This window comes from Methylobacterium sp. EM32 (assembly GCF_040593685.1).
Classification (GTDB): Bacteria; Pseudomonadota; Alphaproteobacteria; order Rhizobiales; family Beijerinckiaceae; genus Methylobacterium.
Window position 1 is genome coordinate 1 of sequence record NZ_JBEXZS010000078.1, and the last position, 15770, is coordinate 15770.

Sequence of the window (15770 nt, forward strand, 5' to 3'; positions counted from 1 at the left end):
CTCGACCATGATCGGACCCTCCTGGGGGGACGGTCCGATCAAACCCGTTCGAGCACATCATCGCAATCCGAGATCTACTCGTATGCAATCGCCCTGCTCTGCGGGGGAGGGCGCCCCGCGGAGCGGGGCGGGAGAGGGGGCGACGCTTCCGGAGAGGTCGCGCGCTTGATGAAGGGCGAACCCTGGATCAGCGTCGCGCTGCCCCTCTCCCGGCTCACTGCGTTCGCCACCCTCCCCCGCAGAGGGGGGAGGGTTCCCGCGCGAGCCCTCGAACGGCTGAGCCGGCTTGGAATGTCAGTTCACCGATCGAGCCGGTGCGCCACCACGCCCACTCCGGCCACCGCGAGCGCCAGCCCCGCCCCGATCACCGGCAGCTGGCCGTAAGGAACGCCGACCGTGATCGCGACCCCGCCGAGCCAGGCGCCGAGCGCGTTGCCGAGGTTGAACGCGCCCTGGTTGACCGTCGAGGCGAGGTTGCGCGCGCCGTCGGCGGCCGTGAGCACCCGCAGCTGCAACGGCGCCACCAGCGCGAAGGCGAGAATGCCCCACAGGCCGATGAGCGCGGTGGCGGGCATCAGGGCGGCGCTCGCCGGGACCAGCGCCAGGAGCACGAGGGCGAGCGCGATCCCTAAGCCGATCACCGAGGGCATCTGCCGCCAGTCGCCGAGGCGGCCGCCGAGCACGTTGCCCAGCGTCAGCCCGACGCCGAACAGCAGCAGCACGCCGGTGATCGCCGAGGGGGTCGCGCCGGCGGTGGCGGCGAGCAGCGGCGCGACGTAGGTGAAGACGCTGAACAGGCTGGCCGAGGCGAGCACGCTGAGCAGCATCGCCAGCACCACCTGCGTCCGGCGCAGGACCCGCATCTCGGACAGGAGGCTGCCGGATTCGTGGGCGAGGTGCCGCGGCAGCCAGGCGAGGAGGGCCGCCGCCGCCACGAAGCCGATGCCGACCACGGCCCAGAACGTCGCCCGCCAGCCGAGAGCGTGGCCGAGCGCGGTGCCGAACGGCACGCCGAGCACGTTGGCGAGGGTGAGCCCGGTGAACATGATCGCGATGGCGCTGGCCTTGCGGTGCGCCGGTACGAGGTCGGCCGCCACCACCGAGCCGAGGCCGAAGAAGGCGCCGTGGCAGAGCGCCGTGACGATGCGGGCGAGCATCAGGAGGCGGTAATCGGGAGCGAGCGCGCAGAGCGCGTTGCCGAGGATGAACAGGCCGACCAGCACCAGGAGCGCCCGCCGCCGGTCGAGGCGCGACAGCGCCACCGCCACGAGCGGCGAACCGAAGGTGACGCTGAGCGCGTAGCCGGAGACCAGCAGGCCCGCCTTCGGGATGCTCACGCCGAGATCGGTCGCCATCTCGGGCAGGAGCCCCATGATGACGAATTCGGTGGTGCCGATGCCGAAGGAGGCCGCGGCGAGCGCCAGGAGGGCCAGGGCCGCGGACCGCCCGGTCGCGGCGGCGCCGGCCGTGTCGTGGAGAGTGTGCTGCATCGCCGTCCTCGTTGTTGCGTTGCAGCATAGGCCGGAAGGTTGGAGCGGCTTAAGCCCACTCGCCGCATGGCAGGTTTGCGGTGCCTCGGTTTTGCCGACGGCTCTCGCTGCGGCCGGGTCCATGCACGCGACGGAGACATCACCCTCGATGTCATCCCGGCGCTCGACGTAGTCGAGAACCCGGGATCCATAACCGCCGACGGTGGAGAACGAGGCGGGACGCGATCCGCTTCATCCTGGACCGTCGGCGGCTATGGATCCCGGGTTCCGCTGCGCGGCCCCGGGATGACCAAGAGGGTTTCAGTCTCGCTGATGGATCGACCCGATTCCTACGGCAGCGCGGCCCGCGGCCCGGTCCCCGTCGGCAGGGCCGCGAGCGCGTCGCGCATCGTCGCCTCGGTGAGGATCTGCGGCAGCACCGCGACGCCGCCGCGGCCGTCGTAGAGCAGGTAGAGCGGCACGCCCGAGCGGCCGTTCGCCTCCAGCACCCGGGTGATCTCCGGGTTCTGGTTGGTCCAGTCGCCCTTGAGCTGGGCGACGTCGTGGGCCTTGAAGGCCTCGCGCACGGCCGCCGCCCGCAAGGTCGCGCGGTCGTTGACCTGGCAGGTGATGCACCAGGCCGCCGTCATGTTGACGAAGACCGGGCGGCGCTCGGCGAGCAAAGCATCGAGCCGGGCCTGGGTGAACGGCTCGATCCCGCCGGCGCTCGCGACCGCCACCGGGCCGGCGCGGTCCCGGTCGAGGGCCACCAGCAGGCCGGCGAGGCCGAGGAGGCCGAGCGCCAGGGCCGCGAGGCCCGCCCGCCGGGCGAGGCCGTCCGCCGTCGCGGTGCGGGCGGAAAGCCAGGCGCAGAACGCCACCAGCACGAGGCCCGTGAGCCCGGCCATCAGCCCGACCGGCCCGACCTGCTGGCTCAGCACCCAGACGAGCCACGCCACCGTGAGGTAGAGCGGGAAGGCCAGCAATCCTTTGAGGGTCTCCATCCAGGCGCCGGGCCGCGGCAGGCGGCGCAAGGCGGCCGGCCAAGCCGCCAGCAGCGCGAAGGGGAGGGCGAGGCCGAGGCCGAGCGCCGCGAAGACCGTGAGCGCTACCGCCGCTCCCTGCGTCAGGCCGTAGCCGACCGCCGCGCCCATGAACGGAGCGGTGCAGGGCGTGGCGACCACCGTCGCCAGCACGCCGGTGAAGAACGAGCCCTCGAGCCCGGCGCGCCGGGTCAGGCCGTCGCCCAGAGCCGCCGCCCGGCCACCGAGATGCCAGACCCCCGACAGGGAGAGGCCCATGGCGAACAGCCCGTAGGCGAGGCCGGCCACCACCAGGGGCGATTGCAGCTGGAAGCCCCAGCCGATCTGCGCCCCGCCGGCCCGGAGCGCGATCAGCAGCCCGGCGAGGCCCAGGAAGGTCGTGAGCACGCCTACCGCGTAGGCGAGGCCGTGCAGCCGCACCCGGCCCGGGCTCTCGCCCGAATGGCGCACCAGGCTCAGCACCTTGATCGACAGGACCGGGAAGACGCAGGGCATCAGGTTGAGCAGGAGCCCGCCCAGGAAGGCGAGGAGGGCCGCCTGCCACAGGCCCTCGGCCTCGGCCGGCGCGGTGGCGGCGACCGGCGCGGCGGGGGCAGCGCTCGCCGGCGCCGGCGCGGGCGCGGGCGTCGCATCGCCGAGAGCGTAGGCGCGGCGGACCGGGCCGGATCCGGTCTCCTCGGTGAAGGTCAGTACCCCGTCGGCCCGGGGCGCCGGCGCGTCGGCGGCGGCTTGGCTGCTGCGCTGGAGCCGCAGGTGCAGGCCCGTGGCGTCGCTCGTCGCGACCTGCTCCGCGGCGTGCTCCAGGGCGGTCTCGGAATAGGGGAAGAACGCGACGTCGCGGGCCTCGAGACCCGGCGCGTCGACGGTCAGGACCGGCGTCGCGCCGTCCTGGACCATCCGAACCGGCCAGGGCGCCGGGACCGGCAGCCGCTCGCGCCCTTGCGCGAACAGGGCGGCGTGGCGGGGATCGGGCCGCGGGCTGGTCCCGGCGGGCGCCACCGGCAGGCTCGTCGAGAGCGTGGCCTCGCCCGGCACGCATTCGCGCTCGCAGACGAGATAGGAGACCTTGGCCCGGAGCGGGACCGGTCCGGGGCCGAGGGTCTCGGGCGCCGTCACCGGCACCGTCAGCAGCACCTCGCCCTCGTAGCCGAAATTCATCAGGTCGCCGACCGGGATCCGCTCCGGCGCCGGCCACGCGATCGCGCCCGCGGAGAAACCCGCCGGCAGCGTCCAGGCGATCTCCGGCGGCAGGCCGGAATCGCCGGGATTGCGCCAGTAGACGTGCCAGCCCGGCTTCATCGTCAGCCGCAGGCCGGCGGTGAGCGTGGCGCCCGGCGCGACGGCGCTTTCCTGCGTCACCAACTCGGCCCGGACGAGGTCGGCGTATTTCGACGGCCGCTGCCCCTGCGCCCCGGCGGCGGCGACCGTGAGGCAGGAGAGGAGAAGGGCGAGGAGGGGCGCGAGGCGGGGCATGCACCCGGGTTACCCGGACTCTGGGGCGCTGGCGAGGCCGGGCGGATCGCGTTCGCGTGAGGCGGCGCTCAGGTCCGCCAGGGCGGGGGATCGAGGGCGGCGGCGAGCGCGTCGAGGAAGCGCCGGGTGCGGGCGGCGCGGGCGCGCCGGGGCGCGCCGAGGAGCGCCGTCACGGGAGCGTCGGGCAGGACGTGGGCGGGCAGCAGCCGGACGAGGCGCCCCGCCCGCAGGTCGTCGGCGACGTCCCATTCCGAGCGCAGGATGATCCCGCGCCCGGCGAGCGCCCAGCCGCGCACCACCTCGCCGTCGTTGCTGGACAGGCGCGGCTCGATCCGGACCCGCGCCTCCGCACCGTCGCGGCGGAAGCGCCACAGGGTGACGTCCTCGTCGTTCTCGCGCAGAGCGATGCAGGCATGGGCGCGCAGGTCGGCCGGGCCGGCCGGCGTGCCGCTTGCGGCGAGATAAGCGGGCGCGGCACAGACGACGCGGTCGTTGGGGGCGAGGCGCCGGGCGATCAGTCCGGGCGCGGCTTGCGCGATCCCGCCGACATGGATCGCGAGGTCGAAGGTGCCGGCCGGCACGCCGCCGAGGCGGTCGGAGAGCGTCAGGTCGAGGGCGACTTCCGGGTGCGCCGCCTGAAAGGCCGCGGCGACCGGGGCGACGTGGCGGCGGCCGAAGCCGAGCGGCGCCACGATCCGCAGGTGGCCGACCACCTGCCCGCGCCGGGCGGCCAGGGCCTCGTCGAGCTCGGCCAGTGAGGCAAGAATCTCGCGGCCGCGCTCGGCGAGCAATTCGCCCTCGTCGGTCAGCGCGAGGTGGCGCCCGGCCCGGTCGACGAGATGCACGCCGAGCCGCTCCTCGAGGGCGCGCAGGCGCTGCGTGACCGCCGGCGGCGACACGTCGAGGGCCCGCGACGCGGCGGCGAGGGAGGGCGCCTCGGCCACGGCGAGGAAGAAGCGGACGTCGTCGGTCGCGAGCATTAAGCCGTAGCTTAATGCAGTAGGCAGGCGGCGTTAATGGCGTTGCCCACCGTTCCATGGTCTTCACGGGGAAACGACGCGATCACGGCGAGCGCAGAAGACCCATGCCCGAGACGAGCCGGACCCCCCTGGACTACCTGGAGACCCCCTGCCTCCTCCTCGACGAGGCGCGGCTGCGTGCCAACGTCGCGCGGATGCGTGCCCACCTCGACGGCCTCGGCGTCGCGCTCCGGCCACACCTGAAGACCGCCAAGTCCCTCGACGTCGCCCGCATCGCGATGGTCTCGGGCTCCGGCCCGGCGACGGTCTCCACCTTGCGCGAGGCGGAGTACTTCGCGGCCGGCGGCGTGCGCGACATGATCTACGCCGTCGGCATCACCCCGGCGAAGCTGCCGCGGGTCGCCGCGATCCGGGCCGGCGGCGCCGACCTCGCGATCATCCTCGACAGCGTCGAGCAGGCGCAAGCCGTGGCCGAGCACGCCCGCGCCAGCGGCGACGCCGTGCCGGCGCTGATCGAGGTCGATGCCGACGGCCACCGCTCCGGCGTCGCGCCGGGCGATTCTGACACCCTGGCGGCGATCGGCCGGCGGCTGACCGCCGGCGGCGCGGCCCTGCGCGGCGTCCTGCTGCATGCCGGCGACAGCTACGCCCTGAGCGATCCCGCCGCGCTCGCGGCGGCGGCGGAGGCCGAGCGGGTCGCGGCGGTGACGGCGGCCGGGGCGCTCCGGGCGGCCGGGCTGCCCTGCCCGGTGGTCAGCGTCGGCTCGACCCCGACCGCGCGCTTCGCCCGCGACCTCACCGGTATCACCGAGGTTCGCGCCGGCGTATTCATGCTCGGCGACCTGTTTCAGGCCGGCGTCGGCTCGGTCGCGGTCGAGGACATCGCCCTCTCGGTGCTCGCCACGGTGATCGGCCACCAGCGGGCGAAGGGCTGGATCGTCGTCGATGCCGGCTGGATGGCGCTTTCGCGCGATCGCGGCACGGCGCGTCAGGCGGTCGATCAGGGCTACGGCGTGGTCTGCGACGCGGCCGGGCGGCCCTATCCCGACCTGATCGTCCGCGACGCCAACCAGGAGCACGGCATCCTGGCGCTGCGGCCGGGCTCGGGCGCGGCGCTGCCGGATCTTCCGATCGGCGCGCAGGTCCGCATCCTGCCGAACCACGCCTGCGCGACGGGGGCGCAGCACGACCGCTACCACGTCCTCGACGGGGCGGGCCGCGTCGCGGCGGAATGGCCCCGCATCAACGGCTGGTAGGAGACACCCATGACCGAGTCGATCACCCGCATCGCCACCGCCGCCGCGCCGGCGCCGGCCGGGCATTACGCGCAAGGCACCGCCTGGCGCGACCTCGTCTTCGTCTCAGGGCAACTCGCCGCCCGGCCCGACGGCAGCCACACCGCCGACCAGCCGTTCGACGTGCAGGTGCGCCAGGCGCTGGCGAGCCTGCTCGCCATCCTGGCGGAGGCGGGCAGCGGGCCGGAGCATATCCTGCGGGTGACCGCCTACATCGTCGGCGTCGAGCACTGGCCGGACTTCAACCGGGTCTATGCCGAGATGCTGGGGGAGGCGCGGCCGGCCCGCACGGTGGTGCCGGTGCCGGAGCTGCACCACGGATATTTGGTAGAGGTCGAGGCGATCGCGGTCAGGGGCGGGTGAAACACCGGCTTCTCGGCTCACGCGTTCGGCTTCCCACCTCACAGGGTCATCCCGGGGCTCGGCGAAGCCGAGAACCCGGGATCCATAAACGCTGACGATGCCGGACAGGGTGACCGGCCTTCCGCCTCTTCTTGAGACGTCAGCGGTTATGGATCCCGGGTTCCGCTTCGCGGCCCCGGGATGACCCGGAGAGTGAAAGGACCGTAGCGGGAGCCGAACACTCCCGCGGGTCAGGCTGCCGCCTCAGCCGGCATCCTCCGGCTCCGGGCCGCGGGTCAGGTCGAGGGCCTTGCCCGATGAGTCCTTGGCCTGCCCTTCGCCCTTGCCGTCACCCTTGCCCACGATCCGCTCCGGCGGCTTCAGCGCCACGGTGGCGCCGGTGCGGGCGGCCTCGTAGATCGCCTCCATCAGGATCTGGTCCTGCAGGCCTTCCTCGCCGGGCGTGCGCGGCGTGCGGTTCTCGAGGAGGCAGGTCGCGAAATGATCGATCTCGAGGGCGAACTGGTTCTTCTCGCTCAGCACCCGCTCCTCCTTCGCCTCGGCCTTGCCCTCGCGGTGATTCAGGAACAGCCGCTGGCCCTGATACGCGAAGGCGTTCTGGAGCTGGATCGCGCCGCCCTCGGCCTGGACGGTGAGCGAGCGGGTCTCGTGCGCCCCGTAGCTGGTGGAGCAGAGCGCCAGCGCGCCGGAGGGGAAGCGCAGGGTGAAGGCCACCGTCTCCTCGACCTCGCGATAGAGCGGATCGTCCGAGGAGTGCACCTGCGCCTGGACCGAGACCGGCTCCTCGCCCATCAGCGCCCGCACGCCGTTGAGGCAGTAGAGCCCGATATCCGGCAGCGCGCCGCCGCCGGCGAGCGCCTTCTTCATCCGCCACTGCTCGGGCAGGCTCATGGTCTGCGTGTTGGTTGCCTCGATCAGCTTGACCTTGCCGTATTTGGCGCTCCGCACCAGCCGCACGACCTCGCGGTTGTAGGGCTCGTACTGGCAGCGATAGGCGATCATCAGCTTCACGTTAGCCTGGGCGCAGGCATCGATCATCGCCCGCGCCTCCGCGGCGGACGACGCCATCGGCTTCTCGCACAGCACGTGCTTGCCGGCGCCGGCCGCAGCGATGACCTGGTCGCGGTGGAGCGCGTTCGGGGTGACGATATAGACCGCCTTCACCTCCGGGTTGCGGGCGAGCGCGTCCCAGCCATCGTAGCCGTAGACCGCCTCGGGCCTGATCCCGTGCTGCGCCGCCACCGCCTTCGCCTTCTCGGGCGAGCCCGACATCAGGGCGACGAGCTTCGCCTTCCGACACTCGGCGAGCGCGGGAAGAATCTCCTCCAGCGACAGCCGGCCGAGGCCGACGACCGCGAAGCCGATCCGCTCGCCCGGCGGCAGCGGGGCCGGCGGCGGCGCCGAGGGCCGGTCGGACGGACCGCGCCAATTCGGGAACGTCACCTTGCCGTTCTCGACCTTGCCGGTATCAACCGGCCGCTCGGGACCGGGCACCCCCGACCCCGATGCCGCTTGCGCCGCCGCGCCGCCGAGCCCGACCAGGGTGGCGCCGCCGGCCATCATCAGGCTCCGGCGCGAGAGGGCGGTGACATCGTCCGGCATCGGGCAACCATCCGTTGAGGGCAGAGAGCCTGCGCAACGTGTCGGGGGTGGCGGGGTTCCGCTGCCGCTACGCCCGGCTGGACCGCGCGACAACGGCTCTGGCGATGCCTCTCGAGACCTCTGCCATGCAGAAAGGCCGGCCCTCCCGGACCGGCCTTCCCAAAAACTCAGATCGTCGAAGCGCTCACTCGCCCGCCATCATCTCCGGCGAAAAGTGCCCGCACCAATCCTGGGCCGAGACCACCGGCCACAGGCCGTGCCCTTGCGGCTCCGGCTGGCTCACCGGCGGGTTGAAGCGGCACAGGCCTTCCTCGCCCTGGGCGGCGGCGCCGTTCAGCTTGTGGTCGTCGAAGTAGCGGCAGCTGCGGCAGTTCGCGGACGGGTTCGTCGCCATGCGGCATCTCCTTGCGAATTAGAAAACTTCCAATCGAGCAGTCAACGACCGGTCCGGCGGCGGGTTCCCGGGCTAGCCGATGCGGCTTTCGACCACGGGGCATCCGCCGCTTCGGTCTTGAACAAATCAGGAACGAGAGCCAGGTTGCGGGCATGGACGATGCCCTGAAGAAGAAGCTCACAGTGCTCGCCGACGCGGCGAAGTACGATGCCTCCTGCGCCTCGTCGGGAGCGCGGAAGCGCAAGGCGGAGGCCGGCGGCCTCGGCTCCACCACGGGGGCCGGCATCTGCCACGCCTACACGCCGGACGGGCGCTGCGTCTCGCTCCTGAAGATCCTGCTCACCAATTACTGCCTCTTCGACTGCGCCTATTGCGTCAACCGCCGCTCCTCGAACGTCCGGCGGGCGAAGTTCTCGGTCGACGAGGTGGTGACGCTGACGGTCGAGTTCTACAAGCGCAACTACATCGAGGGGCTGTTTCTCTCCTCCGGGATCATCCGCTCGCCCGACCACACGATGGAGCAGCTGATCCGGGTGGCGAAGAGCTTACGCCAGCGGCACGGCTTTCGCGGCTACATCCACCTGAAGACCATTCCCGAGGCGAGCCCGTGGCTGATCGAGCAGGCCGGCCTCTACGCCGACCGGCTCTCGATCAACCTGGAGCTGCCGACCGAGGCGAGCCTGGAGCGGCTGGCGCCGGAGAAGGACGGCGCCGCGATCCAGACCGCGATGGGCCAGATGGGCGAGCGCATCCTGCAGGCGAAGGAGGAGAAGCGCCGCTTCGCCCCCGCCGGCCAGTCGACGCAGGTGATCGTCGGGGCCGATGCCAGCACCGACGAATCGCTGATCCGCACCAGCGCCCGCCTCTACGACCATTACGGCCTGAAGCGGATCTACTACTCGGCCTTCAGCCCGATCCCCGACGCCGCCTCGATCCTGCCGAGCAAATCCCCGCCGCTCCAGCGCGAGCACCGGCTCTACCAGGCCGACTGGCTGATGCGGTACTACGCCTTCTCGCCCGACGACGTGGCGGGGGCGACCGAGTCCGGCATGCTCGCCCTCGACGTCGATCCCAAGCTCGCCTGGGCCCTGAAGAACCGCGAGCGCTTCCCCGTCGACGTCAACCGGGCCGACCGGGAGATGCTCCTGCGGGTGCCGGGCCTCGGCGTGCGGGCGGTCGACAAGATCGTGGCGGCGCGCCGGCACGCGACCTTGCGCCTCGACGACGTCGCCCGCCTGACCTCCGGCCTGAAGCGCGCCCGGCCGTTCCTGGTCGCGGCCGATTACGCGCCGACCCGCCTCACCGACCGGCTCGACCTGCGCGCCCGTCTCGCCGAGCCCCCGCGCCAGCTGAGCCTGTTCTAGATGCGGCCCCGCACGATCCGCCTGGCGCCCGGCGCCGACCTCGACGGGTTTCGCGCGGCGATCCGGCACCTCGTCCCGGCGGGGGTGGCGCCGGAGGCGGTGACCTGGGTCGAGGGCGAAGCGGCCTCGCTGTTTCCCGAGGACGAGGCGGGCGCGCCCGGCCCGGCCCTCGCCCTGCCCCGGGCGGTGGCGGCCCTGGTGGCGCCGGTCGTCATGCACCGCGATCCCGAGCGCTACGGCCTGCTCCACCGGCTGATCTGGCGGGTGGCGGAAGGAGAGCGGCATCTCGCCGAGGTGGCGAGCGACCCGCTGGTCCATCGCCTGGCTCTCATGCGCAAGGCGGTGGCGCGCGACCTGCACAAGATGCACGCCTTCCTGCGCTTCCGCCGCGCCGGATCGGGGGAGGGCGGGCGCGAGCGCTTCGCCGCCTGGTTCGAGCCCGAGCACCACATCCTGGCGGAGGCAGCACCCTTCTTCTCCGCGCGCTTCCCCTCTTTCGACTGGTCGATCCTGACACCGGACGGCTCGGCCCACTGGGACGGCCGCGCCTTGCGCTTCGGGCCGCCGGGGCGGCGCGAGGACGTGCCGGATGAGGACGCGTTCGAAGCCGGCTGGACCGACTATTATTCCAGTACCTTCAACCCCGCCCGTACCAACCTGGCGGCGATGCGGGCCGAGATGCCGAAGAAGTACTGGCACAACATGCCCGAGACGGCGGCGATCCCCGGCCTGGTGCGGGAGGCCGGCCGGCGGGTCGGGGAGATGATCGCCCGGGCGCCCGAGGCGCCGGTCAAGCGCGTGCCGGCCCGGGCGCTCGCCGCGATGGCGGCGCAGGAACCCGCCTCCCTCGACGCGCTGAACGCGGTGATCCGCGCCTCGGCGCCGCTGGTGCCGGGCGCGACGCAGGCCGTGCTCGGCGAGGGACCGCTCGGGGCGGCGATCGCCTTCGTGGGCGAGCAGCCGGGCGACCAGGAGGACCTCCAGGGGCGGCCCTTCGTCGGACCGGCGGGCCAGCTCCTGGCGCGGGCGCTGATTGAAGCGGGGATCGACCGCGACCGGGCCTATCTCACCAATGCGGTCAAGCATTTCAAGTTCGAGCAGCGGGGCAAGCGGCGCATCCACCAGAAGCCGAGTGCCGGCGAAGTCGCGCATTACCGCTGGTGGCTCGACCGCGAGCTCGCCTTCGTGGCGCCGCGGCTGGTGGTGGCGCTCGGCGCCACCGCCGTGCTGGCGCTCACCGGCCGGCCGGTGCCGGTCACCCGCGCCCGCGGGCCCGCGACGTTCGGGGAAAAGCCCTATGCGGGCTTCGTCACCGTGCATCCCTCCTACCTGCTGCGGCTGCCCGACGAGGCGCGGGGGGAGGCCTATGCGGGCTTCGTCGCGGACCTGCGGCGGGCCTCCGCCCTCTCCGTAGACCCGGCGCCCTGCCTCGGTTTGCTCGGCTGACGCGCCGGGAACGATGCCGGGAAACGTTGCAGTGCGGCAACCAACCGCTTGCTGCCGAGTTTGTCGCCAGACCAAACCGGGAAACGAGGACCATGAGGCTGATCGTGTCCGCCCTCGCGGCGGGAGCTTGTCTGGCAGGCGCCGTGGCGCCGGCCATCGCCCGAACCAGCGCCAAGGCGCCGGACCGCTTCGACGGCACCTGGAGCGTCGAGGTCATCACCGAGAGCGGGGCTTGCGACCGGGCCTACCGCTACGGCGTCATCATCCAGAACGGCCAGGCCCGCTACGCCGGCGGCGGCGACTTCACCGTCTCGGGCCGCGTGCAGCCGAGCGGTGCCGTGCGGGCGACGATCAGCCGGGGCGACGCCGCCGCCCAGGTGGTCGGCCGGCTGGGCGGCGAAGGCGCCGGCAACGGCACCTGGACCACGTCCGGTTCCACCTCTTGCAAGGGCCGCTGGAACGCCGAGCGCCGGGGCTGATTGGGGAAGCGCCGCGGCTGATGAGAATATGCCGCGGCTGACCGAGAGGACGCCGCGGACGGGTGGGCAAGAACTGCCGCTCAGCTTCGCGGCAGCGAACGGCTTAGTCCGAAAACCTGCATTTCCTCCGGGTTCTGCCCAAGATCCGCCCATGATCGGCACGAGGCTTGCCGGGTGAGTGGCGGTTGATTCGGCCGAGGCCCGGATATGAGAGTTCTGTTGTACGGCGCGATCTGCACCCTGGCGGCGATGGAGATCGCCGCCGCGGCCCATCCGGCCGTGGCGGCCCCGAGCTCCCGCGCCGAACACCGGCGCGCGATGCTCGCCCCCCTCGAACAAGCCGCGACGGAGTGCTTCGCCGAGACCATCGGCAACAACCCGGCAGCTCTGGCCCATGCCCGGGCCGGGCGCTGGTACGAGGCGGCCGGCGTGATCGGCTTCCTGTGCCGGCCCGAGGTCGATGCGATGACCAAGGCCCGCGACCACCTCGAGGGCCGCGGTGCCGGCGGGCGCTACTTCACCGGGCAATATACCCGCCATCTCGGCCAGGAACTGGCGCGGCGCCTCGAGCCGCTGCTCACCACCAAGGCAGTCGCCACCGCCGAGCCGAGGGCCGACAGCGAGGCGCCGGCGGCGCCGGCCGAGGAGCCGTGAGGACGGCTGCCAAGCCTGTGAGCAGCGGCTAGGTACCCTCGGAGCACCGGTCACGAATGGGTCGTCGTCGCTTCATCGCTGAAGCCCAGGAGGGGCATCCGAATCCTCGTCTCACGTGAGCCGACGATCAGAGATGGTCAGTGCTCGTCACCGTGAGAGTCTGTTTGAGTCGTGAGGACGGATCTACCACAAATTTTCCATCCCACGTGCGCCCTCATCCTGAGGTGCGAGTGAAACGAGCCTCGAAGGAGGCCTCCAGAGATTTCGAGACTGCTGGAAGCTTCCTTCGAGGTCAGTCGATCTTCGATCGACTGACACCTCAGGATGAGGTTGTGGGTGGGATAAGGCCTACCAATCAGTCAAACAGGCTCTCAGAGAGTCATGGGGTTCCAGCGCGGTCTCCACTGACGCCGCACGAAACTCGCTACAATTGTCGAGACCGCCGAAACCGCACCTTAAGACAAGATTGACAGGCCCGGCCGGCGTTAAGATTGAGGTAGGGCCCATGACGGCTAGCTGATCGGGAACGGATCGCCCGAAAGGATTTCGCCGTGACCGAGACCAGCACCATCGCCGCGGCGCTTCCGCCGGCCGCGATCGAACCCGTCGTCCGGACCAGTCCCGCGCGTGCCCCCCAGCCCAGCCTCGATCCGCCGCTCGATCCCCCCCTCGACCCGGCGGTGACCCTCGACCTGAGCCCGGATGCCCGGCGGACCATCGCGCGCGACGCCGCATCGACCGACGATGCCCCCGAGAGCAAGCCCGAGCGGGCCCATTACCGGCGCGACCCCGACAGCAAGCAGATCGTGTTCCAGGTCGTCGGCTCGGACGGGTCGGTCGTCGAGCAGCTGCCCTCGGAAGCCGTGATGCGGGCGCGGACCTATGCGCGCGAGGCGGAGGCCGCCCGGTCGGCGGAGATCGGGACCTCGGTGGCGCGGTCGGCCTGAGGGCCGCGAGAACGGCTTCGATCCGCGCCGGGTCGGCTCCGGTCCGGCCCGGGCCCGATCCAGGATGGATCGGCACCGATCCGCGACAGATCGGCCCGATGGCCGAGCATCGCGACCGCTCCATATGGTGTAGCCTCGCGGCCCGAGAGCCGACGCGCCGGACGACGAGGCGCATTTGGAGCCGGACGCCATGGCGACGACGCCCCCCTCCCTCGACGCCGCGACCTATGCCGACCTGCGCCAGGCGGTCGGCGACCAGGCGATGCCGGTGCTGCTCGGGCGCTTCCAGGCCCAGCTGCGGGACTGGTCGGTGCGGGGCGAGCCGGCGGCGCTCGGCGCCGCGGCGCACGGGGTGATCGCCTCCTCGGGCCTGATCGGCTTCACCCGGCTGTCGCGGCTCTGTGCCGCGCTCGAGATCGCCTGCCAGGGCGACGATTTCGAGGCGATCCGCGCGCTCGCCGCCGACGTCGCCGCCGAGAAGGCCTTTGCCGAGGCCGAGGTCGCTCGGCTGATCGCGGCCGGCTGACGGATCACGCCACCCGCCGCGTATCGGTCCAGGTCGCCCCGTCGGCGAGGCGGTAATCGACGCTCTCCGAGAGCCGGCCGGTCGGCACCACCCGGACCGCCTCCGGCCGGGACAGCTCGTCGCACCGCGCCAATGCCTCGTCGATGTCGAGGGGAGGGGGCATCTCGCCGCCGAGGCGGCGCCACCACTGCACCGCCTTCTCGCGGGCGAACCCGGTGGCTTCGAGGTCGAGGCGCACGGTCATCGCGTCCTCGTCGCCCTCCAGCGCCACCGCCAGCACGTCGGGACCGCGGTGGCGCGCCTCGCGCCGGAAGCGCCAGCCGGCCACCGGCCACCAGTGCGCCTGGGCCTCGCGCACCACCGCGACGGTGCCGGCGGAGAGGATTGCGGTCTCGTCGTCGGCCACCGCCTCGTGCGGCATCTCGGCCTCGTCCTCTTCCTCGGGCTCGACCCAGCAGCCCTCGCAGGTGCTGGCATTGAGCGCGATCAGCGCGCCGCAGCCCGGGCAGGGCTTGGCCCGGGGCGCGCCGGTCTCGCCCATGAGCCGCGCCCGGGCGACGGCATTGGCCGAGAGCACGTCGATCGGCCCGTGGCGGCGCACCAGGCCGGCATAGTCGAGGACCAGGGCGTCGGTCTTGCCGGGCGCCCGGCGCAAGGCCCGGCCGACCTGCTGCACGTAGAGGCCGGTGCTCTGGGTCGGGCGCAGAAGGGCGATCAGGTCGACCTCCGGCACGTTGAAGCCGGTCGCCAGCACGCCGACCGAGGTGAGGCAGCGCAGGCGCCCGGCCCGGAAGTCGCGCACGATGCGGTCGCGTTCGCGCTTCGGGGTCTCCCCCGAGATCGATTCGCACGAGAACCCCTCGGCCCGGATCGCGTCGCGCACCGCGTCGGCGTGCTTCACCCCGGCGCAGAAGGCGAGCCAGGCCCGGCGCTCGGCGCCGTACGCGACCATCTCGGCGACGGCCGCCTTGGTGATGACGTCGCGGTTCACCGCCGCCTCCAGCGCGCCGGGCACGTAGTCGCCGGCGCGCAGTGGTACGCCGCTGACGTCGAGGATCGTGGCGGTGGCCTTCGAGACCAGGAGCGCGAGGTAGCCCTCTCGGATCAGGTCGCCGACCTGCGCTTCGTAGACGATCGCATCGAAGACGCGGCCCTGGCCCTCGTCGAGGCGGCCGCTGTCGAGGCGGTAGGGGGTGGCGGTGAGGCCGACGAGGCGCATCTCGGGCGAGCGCGCCCGCACCGCGTCGAGGAAGCGGCCGTAGCGGGTCTCGGCATCGCGGGGAATCAGGTGGGCCTCGTCGACGATCACCAGGTCGAAGCCGCCGGTCGCCTCGACCCGGTTCCACACCGACTGGATGCCGCAGAACAGGATCGCCTTCGTCTCCTCGCGCCGCCCGAGCCCGGCCGAGACGATGCCGGCCGGCGCCTCGGGCCAGAGGGCGAGGAGCTCGGCGTGGTTCTGGGCGATCAGCTCGCGGGTATGGGTGACGACGGCGATGCGGGCGCCCGGATCCCGGGCCATGGTCTCGCGCACCAGGGTGGCGATGACGAGGCTCTTGCCGGCCCCGGTCGGCAGCACGATCAGGCCGTTGCGGCCACCGCGCGCCCAATCGGCCTGGAGCGCGTCGAGGCTCGCGCGCTGGTAGGGACGAAGCAGCATCGCGCCGCCATAGCCGGAGAATGGCGGCGCATCCAGGCTTGACAGCGGGGGGAGGTGGGTGGGCCGGTTCTCAGG

The 15770-nt window shown here is 72.5% G+C and carries 14 protein-coding genes; 8 read left to right on the top strand and 6 right to left on the bottom strand.

Features of this window, described 5'->3' with window-relative positions; translation table 11 throughout:
• Positions 1 to 299 precede the first annotated feature (299 nt).
• The 3 genes from ABZT49_RS11400 to ABZT49_RS11410 form a co-directional block, all read right to left on the bottom strand.
• A complete protein-coding gene (locus ABZT49_RS11400) occupies positions 300 to 1490 on the bottom strand; it encodes an MFS transporter (protein ID WP_355286185.1) in 1191 nt (396 codons plus the stop codon).
• Positions 1491 to 1819: 329 nt separating this feature from the next.
• Positions 1820 to 3985 (bottom strand): protein-disulfide reductase DsbD domain-containing protein, encoded by a 2166-nt coding sequence (locus ABZT49_RS11405; RefSeq protein WP_355286186.1) that lies wholly within the window; start codon positions 3983 to 3985, stop codon positions 1820 to 1822.
• Between the two features lie 68 nt (positions 3986 to 4053).
• Positions 4054 to 4965 (bottom strand): LysR family transcriptional regulator, encoded by a 912-nt coding sequence (locus ABZT49_RS11410; RefSeq protein WP_355286187.1) that lies wholly within the window; start codon positions 4963 to 4965, stop codon positions 4054 to 4056.
• Positions 4966 to 5069: 104 nt separating this feature from the next.
• On the opposite strand from ABZT49_RS11410, the gene ABZT49_RS11415 reads away from it, so the two are divergent.
• Positions 5070 to 6221, top strand: a complete 1152-nt coding sequence (locus tag ABZT49_RS11415) for a DSD1 family PLP-dependent enzyme (protein ID WP_355286188.1) — start codon at positions 5070 to 5072, stop codon at positions 6219 to 6221.
• A 9-nt stretch (positions 6222 to 6230) separates the two neighbouring features.
• A complete protein-coding gene (locus ABZT49_RS11420; protein ID WP_355286189.1) occupies positions 6231 to 6623 on the top strand; it encodes a RidA family protein in 393 nt (130 codons plus the stop codon).
• 243 nt (positions 6624 to 6866) lie between these two features.
• Here the strand turns inward: ABZT49_RS11420 and ABZT49_RS11425 are convergent, their stop codons facing one another.
• Both ABZT49_RS11425 and ABZT49_RS11430 read right to left on the bottom strand, forming a co-directional pair.
• Entirely contained in the window at positions 6867 to 8225 is a 1359-nt protein-coding gene (locus tag ABZT49_RS11425; RefSeq protein ID WP_355286190.1) for a Gfo/Idh/MocA family oxidoreductase, read from the bottom strand.
• A 184-nt stretch (positions 8226 to 8409) separates the two neighbouring features.
• The gene (locus ABZT49_RS11430) at positions 8410 to 8619 is read right to left on the bottom strand and encodes a hypothetical protein (protein WP_109972454.1); all 210 of its coding nucleotides are present in this window, start codon (positions 8617 to 8619) and stop codon (positions 8410 to 8412) included.
• 152 nt (positions 8620 to 8771) lie between these two features.
• On the opposite strand from ABZT49_RS11430, the gene ABZT49_RS11435 reads away from it, so the two are divergent.
• The 6 genes from ABZT49_RS11435 (at position 8772) to ABZT49_RS11460 (ending at position 14035) form a co-directional block, all read left to right on the top strand.
• Entirely contained in the window at positions 8772 to 9983 is a 1212-nt protein-coding gene (locus tag ABZT49_RS11435) for a putative DNA modification/repair radical SAM protein (protein ID WP_355286191.1), read from the top strand.
• Positions 9984 to 11429, top strand: a complete 1446-nt coding sequence (locus ABZT49_RS11440) for a UdgX family uracil-DNA binding protein (protein WP_355286192.1) — start codon at positions 9984 to 9986, stop codon at positions 11427 to 11429.
• Between the two features lie 92 nt (positions 11430 to 11521).
• Positions 11522 to 11908, top strand: a complete 387-nt coding sequence (locus tag ABZT49_RS11445) for a hypothetical protein (protein WP_109972452.1) — start codon at positions 11522 to 11524, stop codon at positions 11906 to 11908.
• A 207-nt stretch (positions 11909 to 12115) separates the two neighbouring features.
• The gene (locus ABZT49_RS11450; protein ID WP_407943489.1) at positions 12116 to 12562 is read left to right on the top strand and encodes a hypothetical protein; all 447 of its coding nucleotides are present in this window, start codon (positions 12116 to 12118) and stop codon (positions 12560 to 12562) included.
• A gap of 551 nt (positions 12563 to 13113) precedes the next feature.
• Positions 13114 to 13509: a hypothetical protein gene (locus ABZT49_RS11455; protein ID WP_355286193.1), complete on the top strand. Its 396-nt coding sequence runs from the start codon at positions 13114 to 13116 to the stop codon at positions 13507 to 13509.
• A 190-nt stretch (positions 13510 to 13699) separates the two neighbouring features.
• Positions 13700 to 14035: a hypothetical protein gene (locus ABZT49_RS11460; RefSeq protein WP_355286194.1), complete on the top strand. Its 336-nt coding sequence runs from the start codon at positions 13700 to 13702 to the stop codon at positions 14033 to 14035.
• Between the two features lie 4 nt (positions 14036 to 14039).
• Here ABZT49_RS11460 and ABZT49_RS11465 read toward each other — a convergent pair whose 3' ends face one another.
• Positions 14040 to 15695, bottom strand: coding sequence for a DEAD/DEAH box helicase (locus ABZT49_RS11465; protein WP_355286195.1), 1656 nt, complete (start codon positions 15693 to 15695; stop codon positions 14040 to 14042).
• Positions 15696 to 15770: the final 75 nt, after the last annotated feature.

Bases quoted from the DNA above. Each gene is read 5' to 3' on its own strand.
- ABZT49_RS11400 (WP_355286185.1), bottom strand. From the start codon at position 1,490: ATGCAGCACACTCTCCACGACACGGCCGGCGCCGCCGCGACCGGGCGG.
- ABZT49_RS11405 (WP_355286186.1), bottom strand. From the start codon at position 3,985: ATGCCCCGCCTCGCGCCCCTCCTCGCCCTTCTCCTCTCCTGCCTCACG.
- ABZT49_RS11410 (WP_355286187.1), bottom strand. From the start codon at position 4,965: ATGCTCGCGACCGACGACGTCCGCTTCTTCCTCGCCGTGGCCGAGGCG.
- ABZT49_RS11415 (WP_355286188.1), top strand. From the start codon at position 5,070: ATGCCCGAGACGAGCCGGACCCCCCTGGACTACCTGGAGACCCCCTGC.
- ABZT49_RS11420 (WP_355286189.1), top strand. From the start codon at position 6,231: ATGACCGAGTCGATCACCCGCATCGCCACCGCCGCCGCGCCGGCGCCG.
- ABZT49_RS11425 (WP_355286190.1), bottom strand. From the start codon at position 8,225: ATGCCGGACGATGTCACCGCCCTCTCGCGCCGGAGCCTGATGATGGCC.
- ABZT49_RS11430 (WP_109972454.1), bottom strand. From the start codon at position 8,619: ATGGCGACGAACCCGTCCGCGAACTGCCGCAGCTGCCGCTACTTCGAC.
- ABZT49_RS11435 (WP_355286191.1), top strand. From the start codon at position 8,772: ATGGACGATGCCCTGAAGAAGAAGCTCACAGTGCTCGCCGACGCGGCG.
- ABZT49_RS11440 (WP_355286192.1), top strand. From the start codon at position 9,984: ATGCGGCCCCGCACGATCCGCCTGGCGCCCGGCGCCGACCTCGACGGG.
- ABZT49_RS11445 (WP_109972452.1), top strand. From the start codon at position 11,522: ATGAGGCTGATCGTGTCCGCCCTCGCGGCGGGAGCTTGTCTGGCAGGC.
- ABZT49_RS11450 (WP_407943489.1), top strand. From the start codon at position 12,116: ATGAGAGTTCTGTTGTACGGCGCGATCTGCACCCTGGCGGCGATGGAG.
- ABZT49_RS11460 (WP_355286194.1), top strand. From the start codon at position 13,700: ATGGCGACGACGCCCCCCTCCCTCGACGCCGCGACCTATGCCGACCTG.
- ABZT49_RS11465 (WP_355286195.1), bottom strand. From the start codon at position 15,695: ATGCTGCTTCGTCCCTACCAGCGCGCGAGCCTCGACGCGCTCCAGGCC.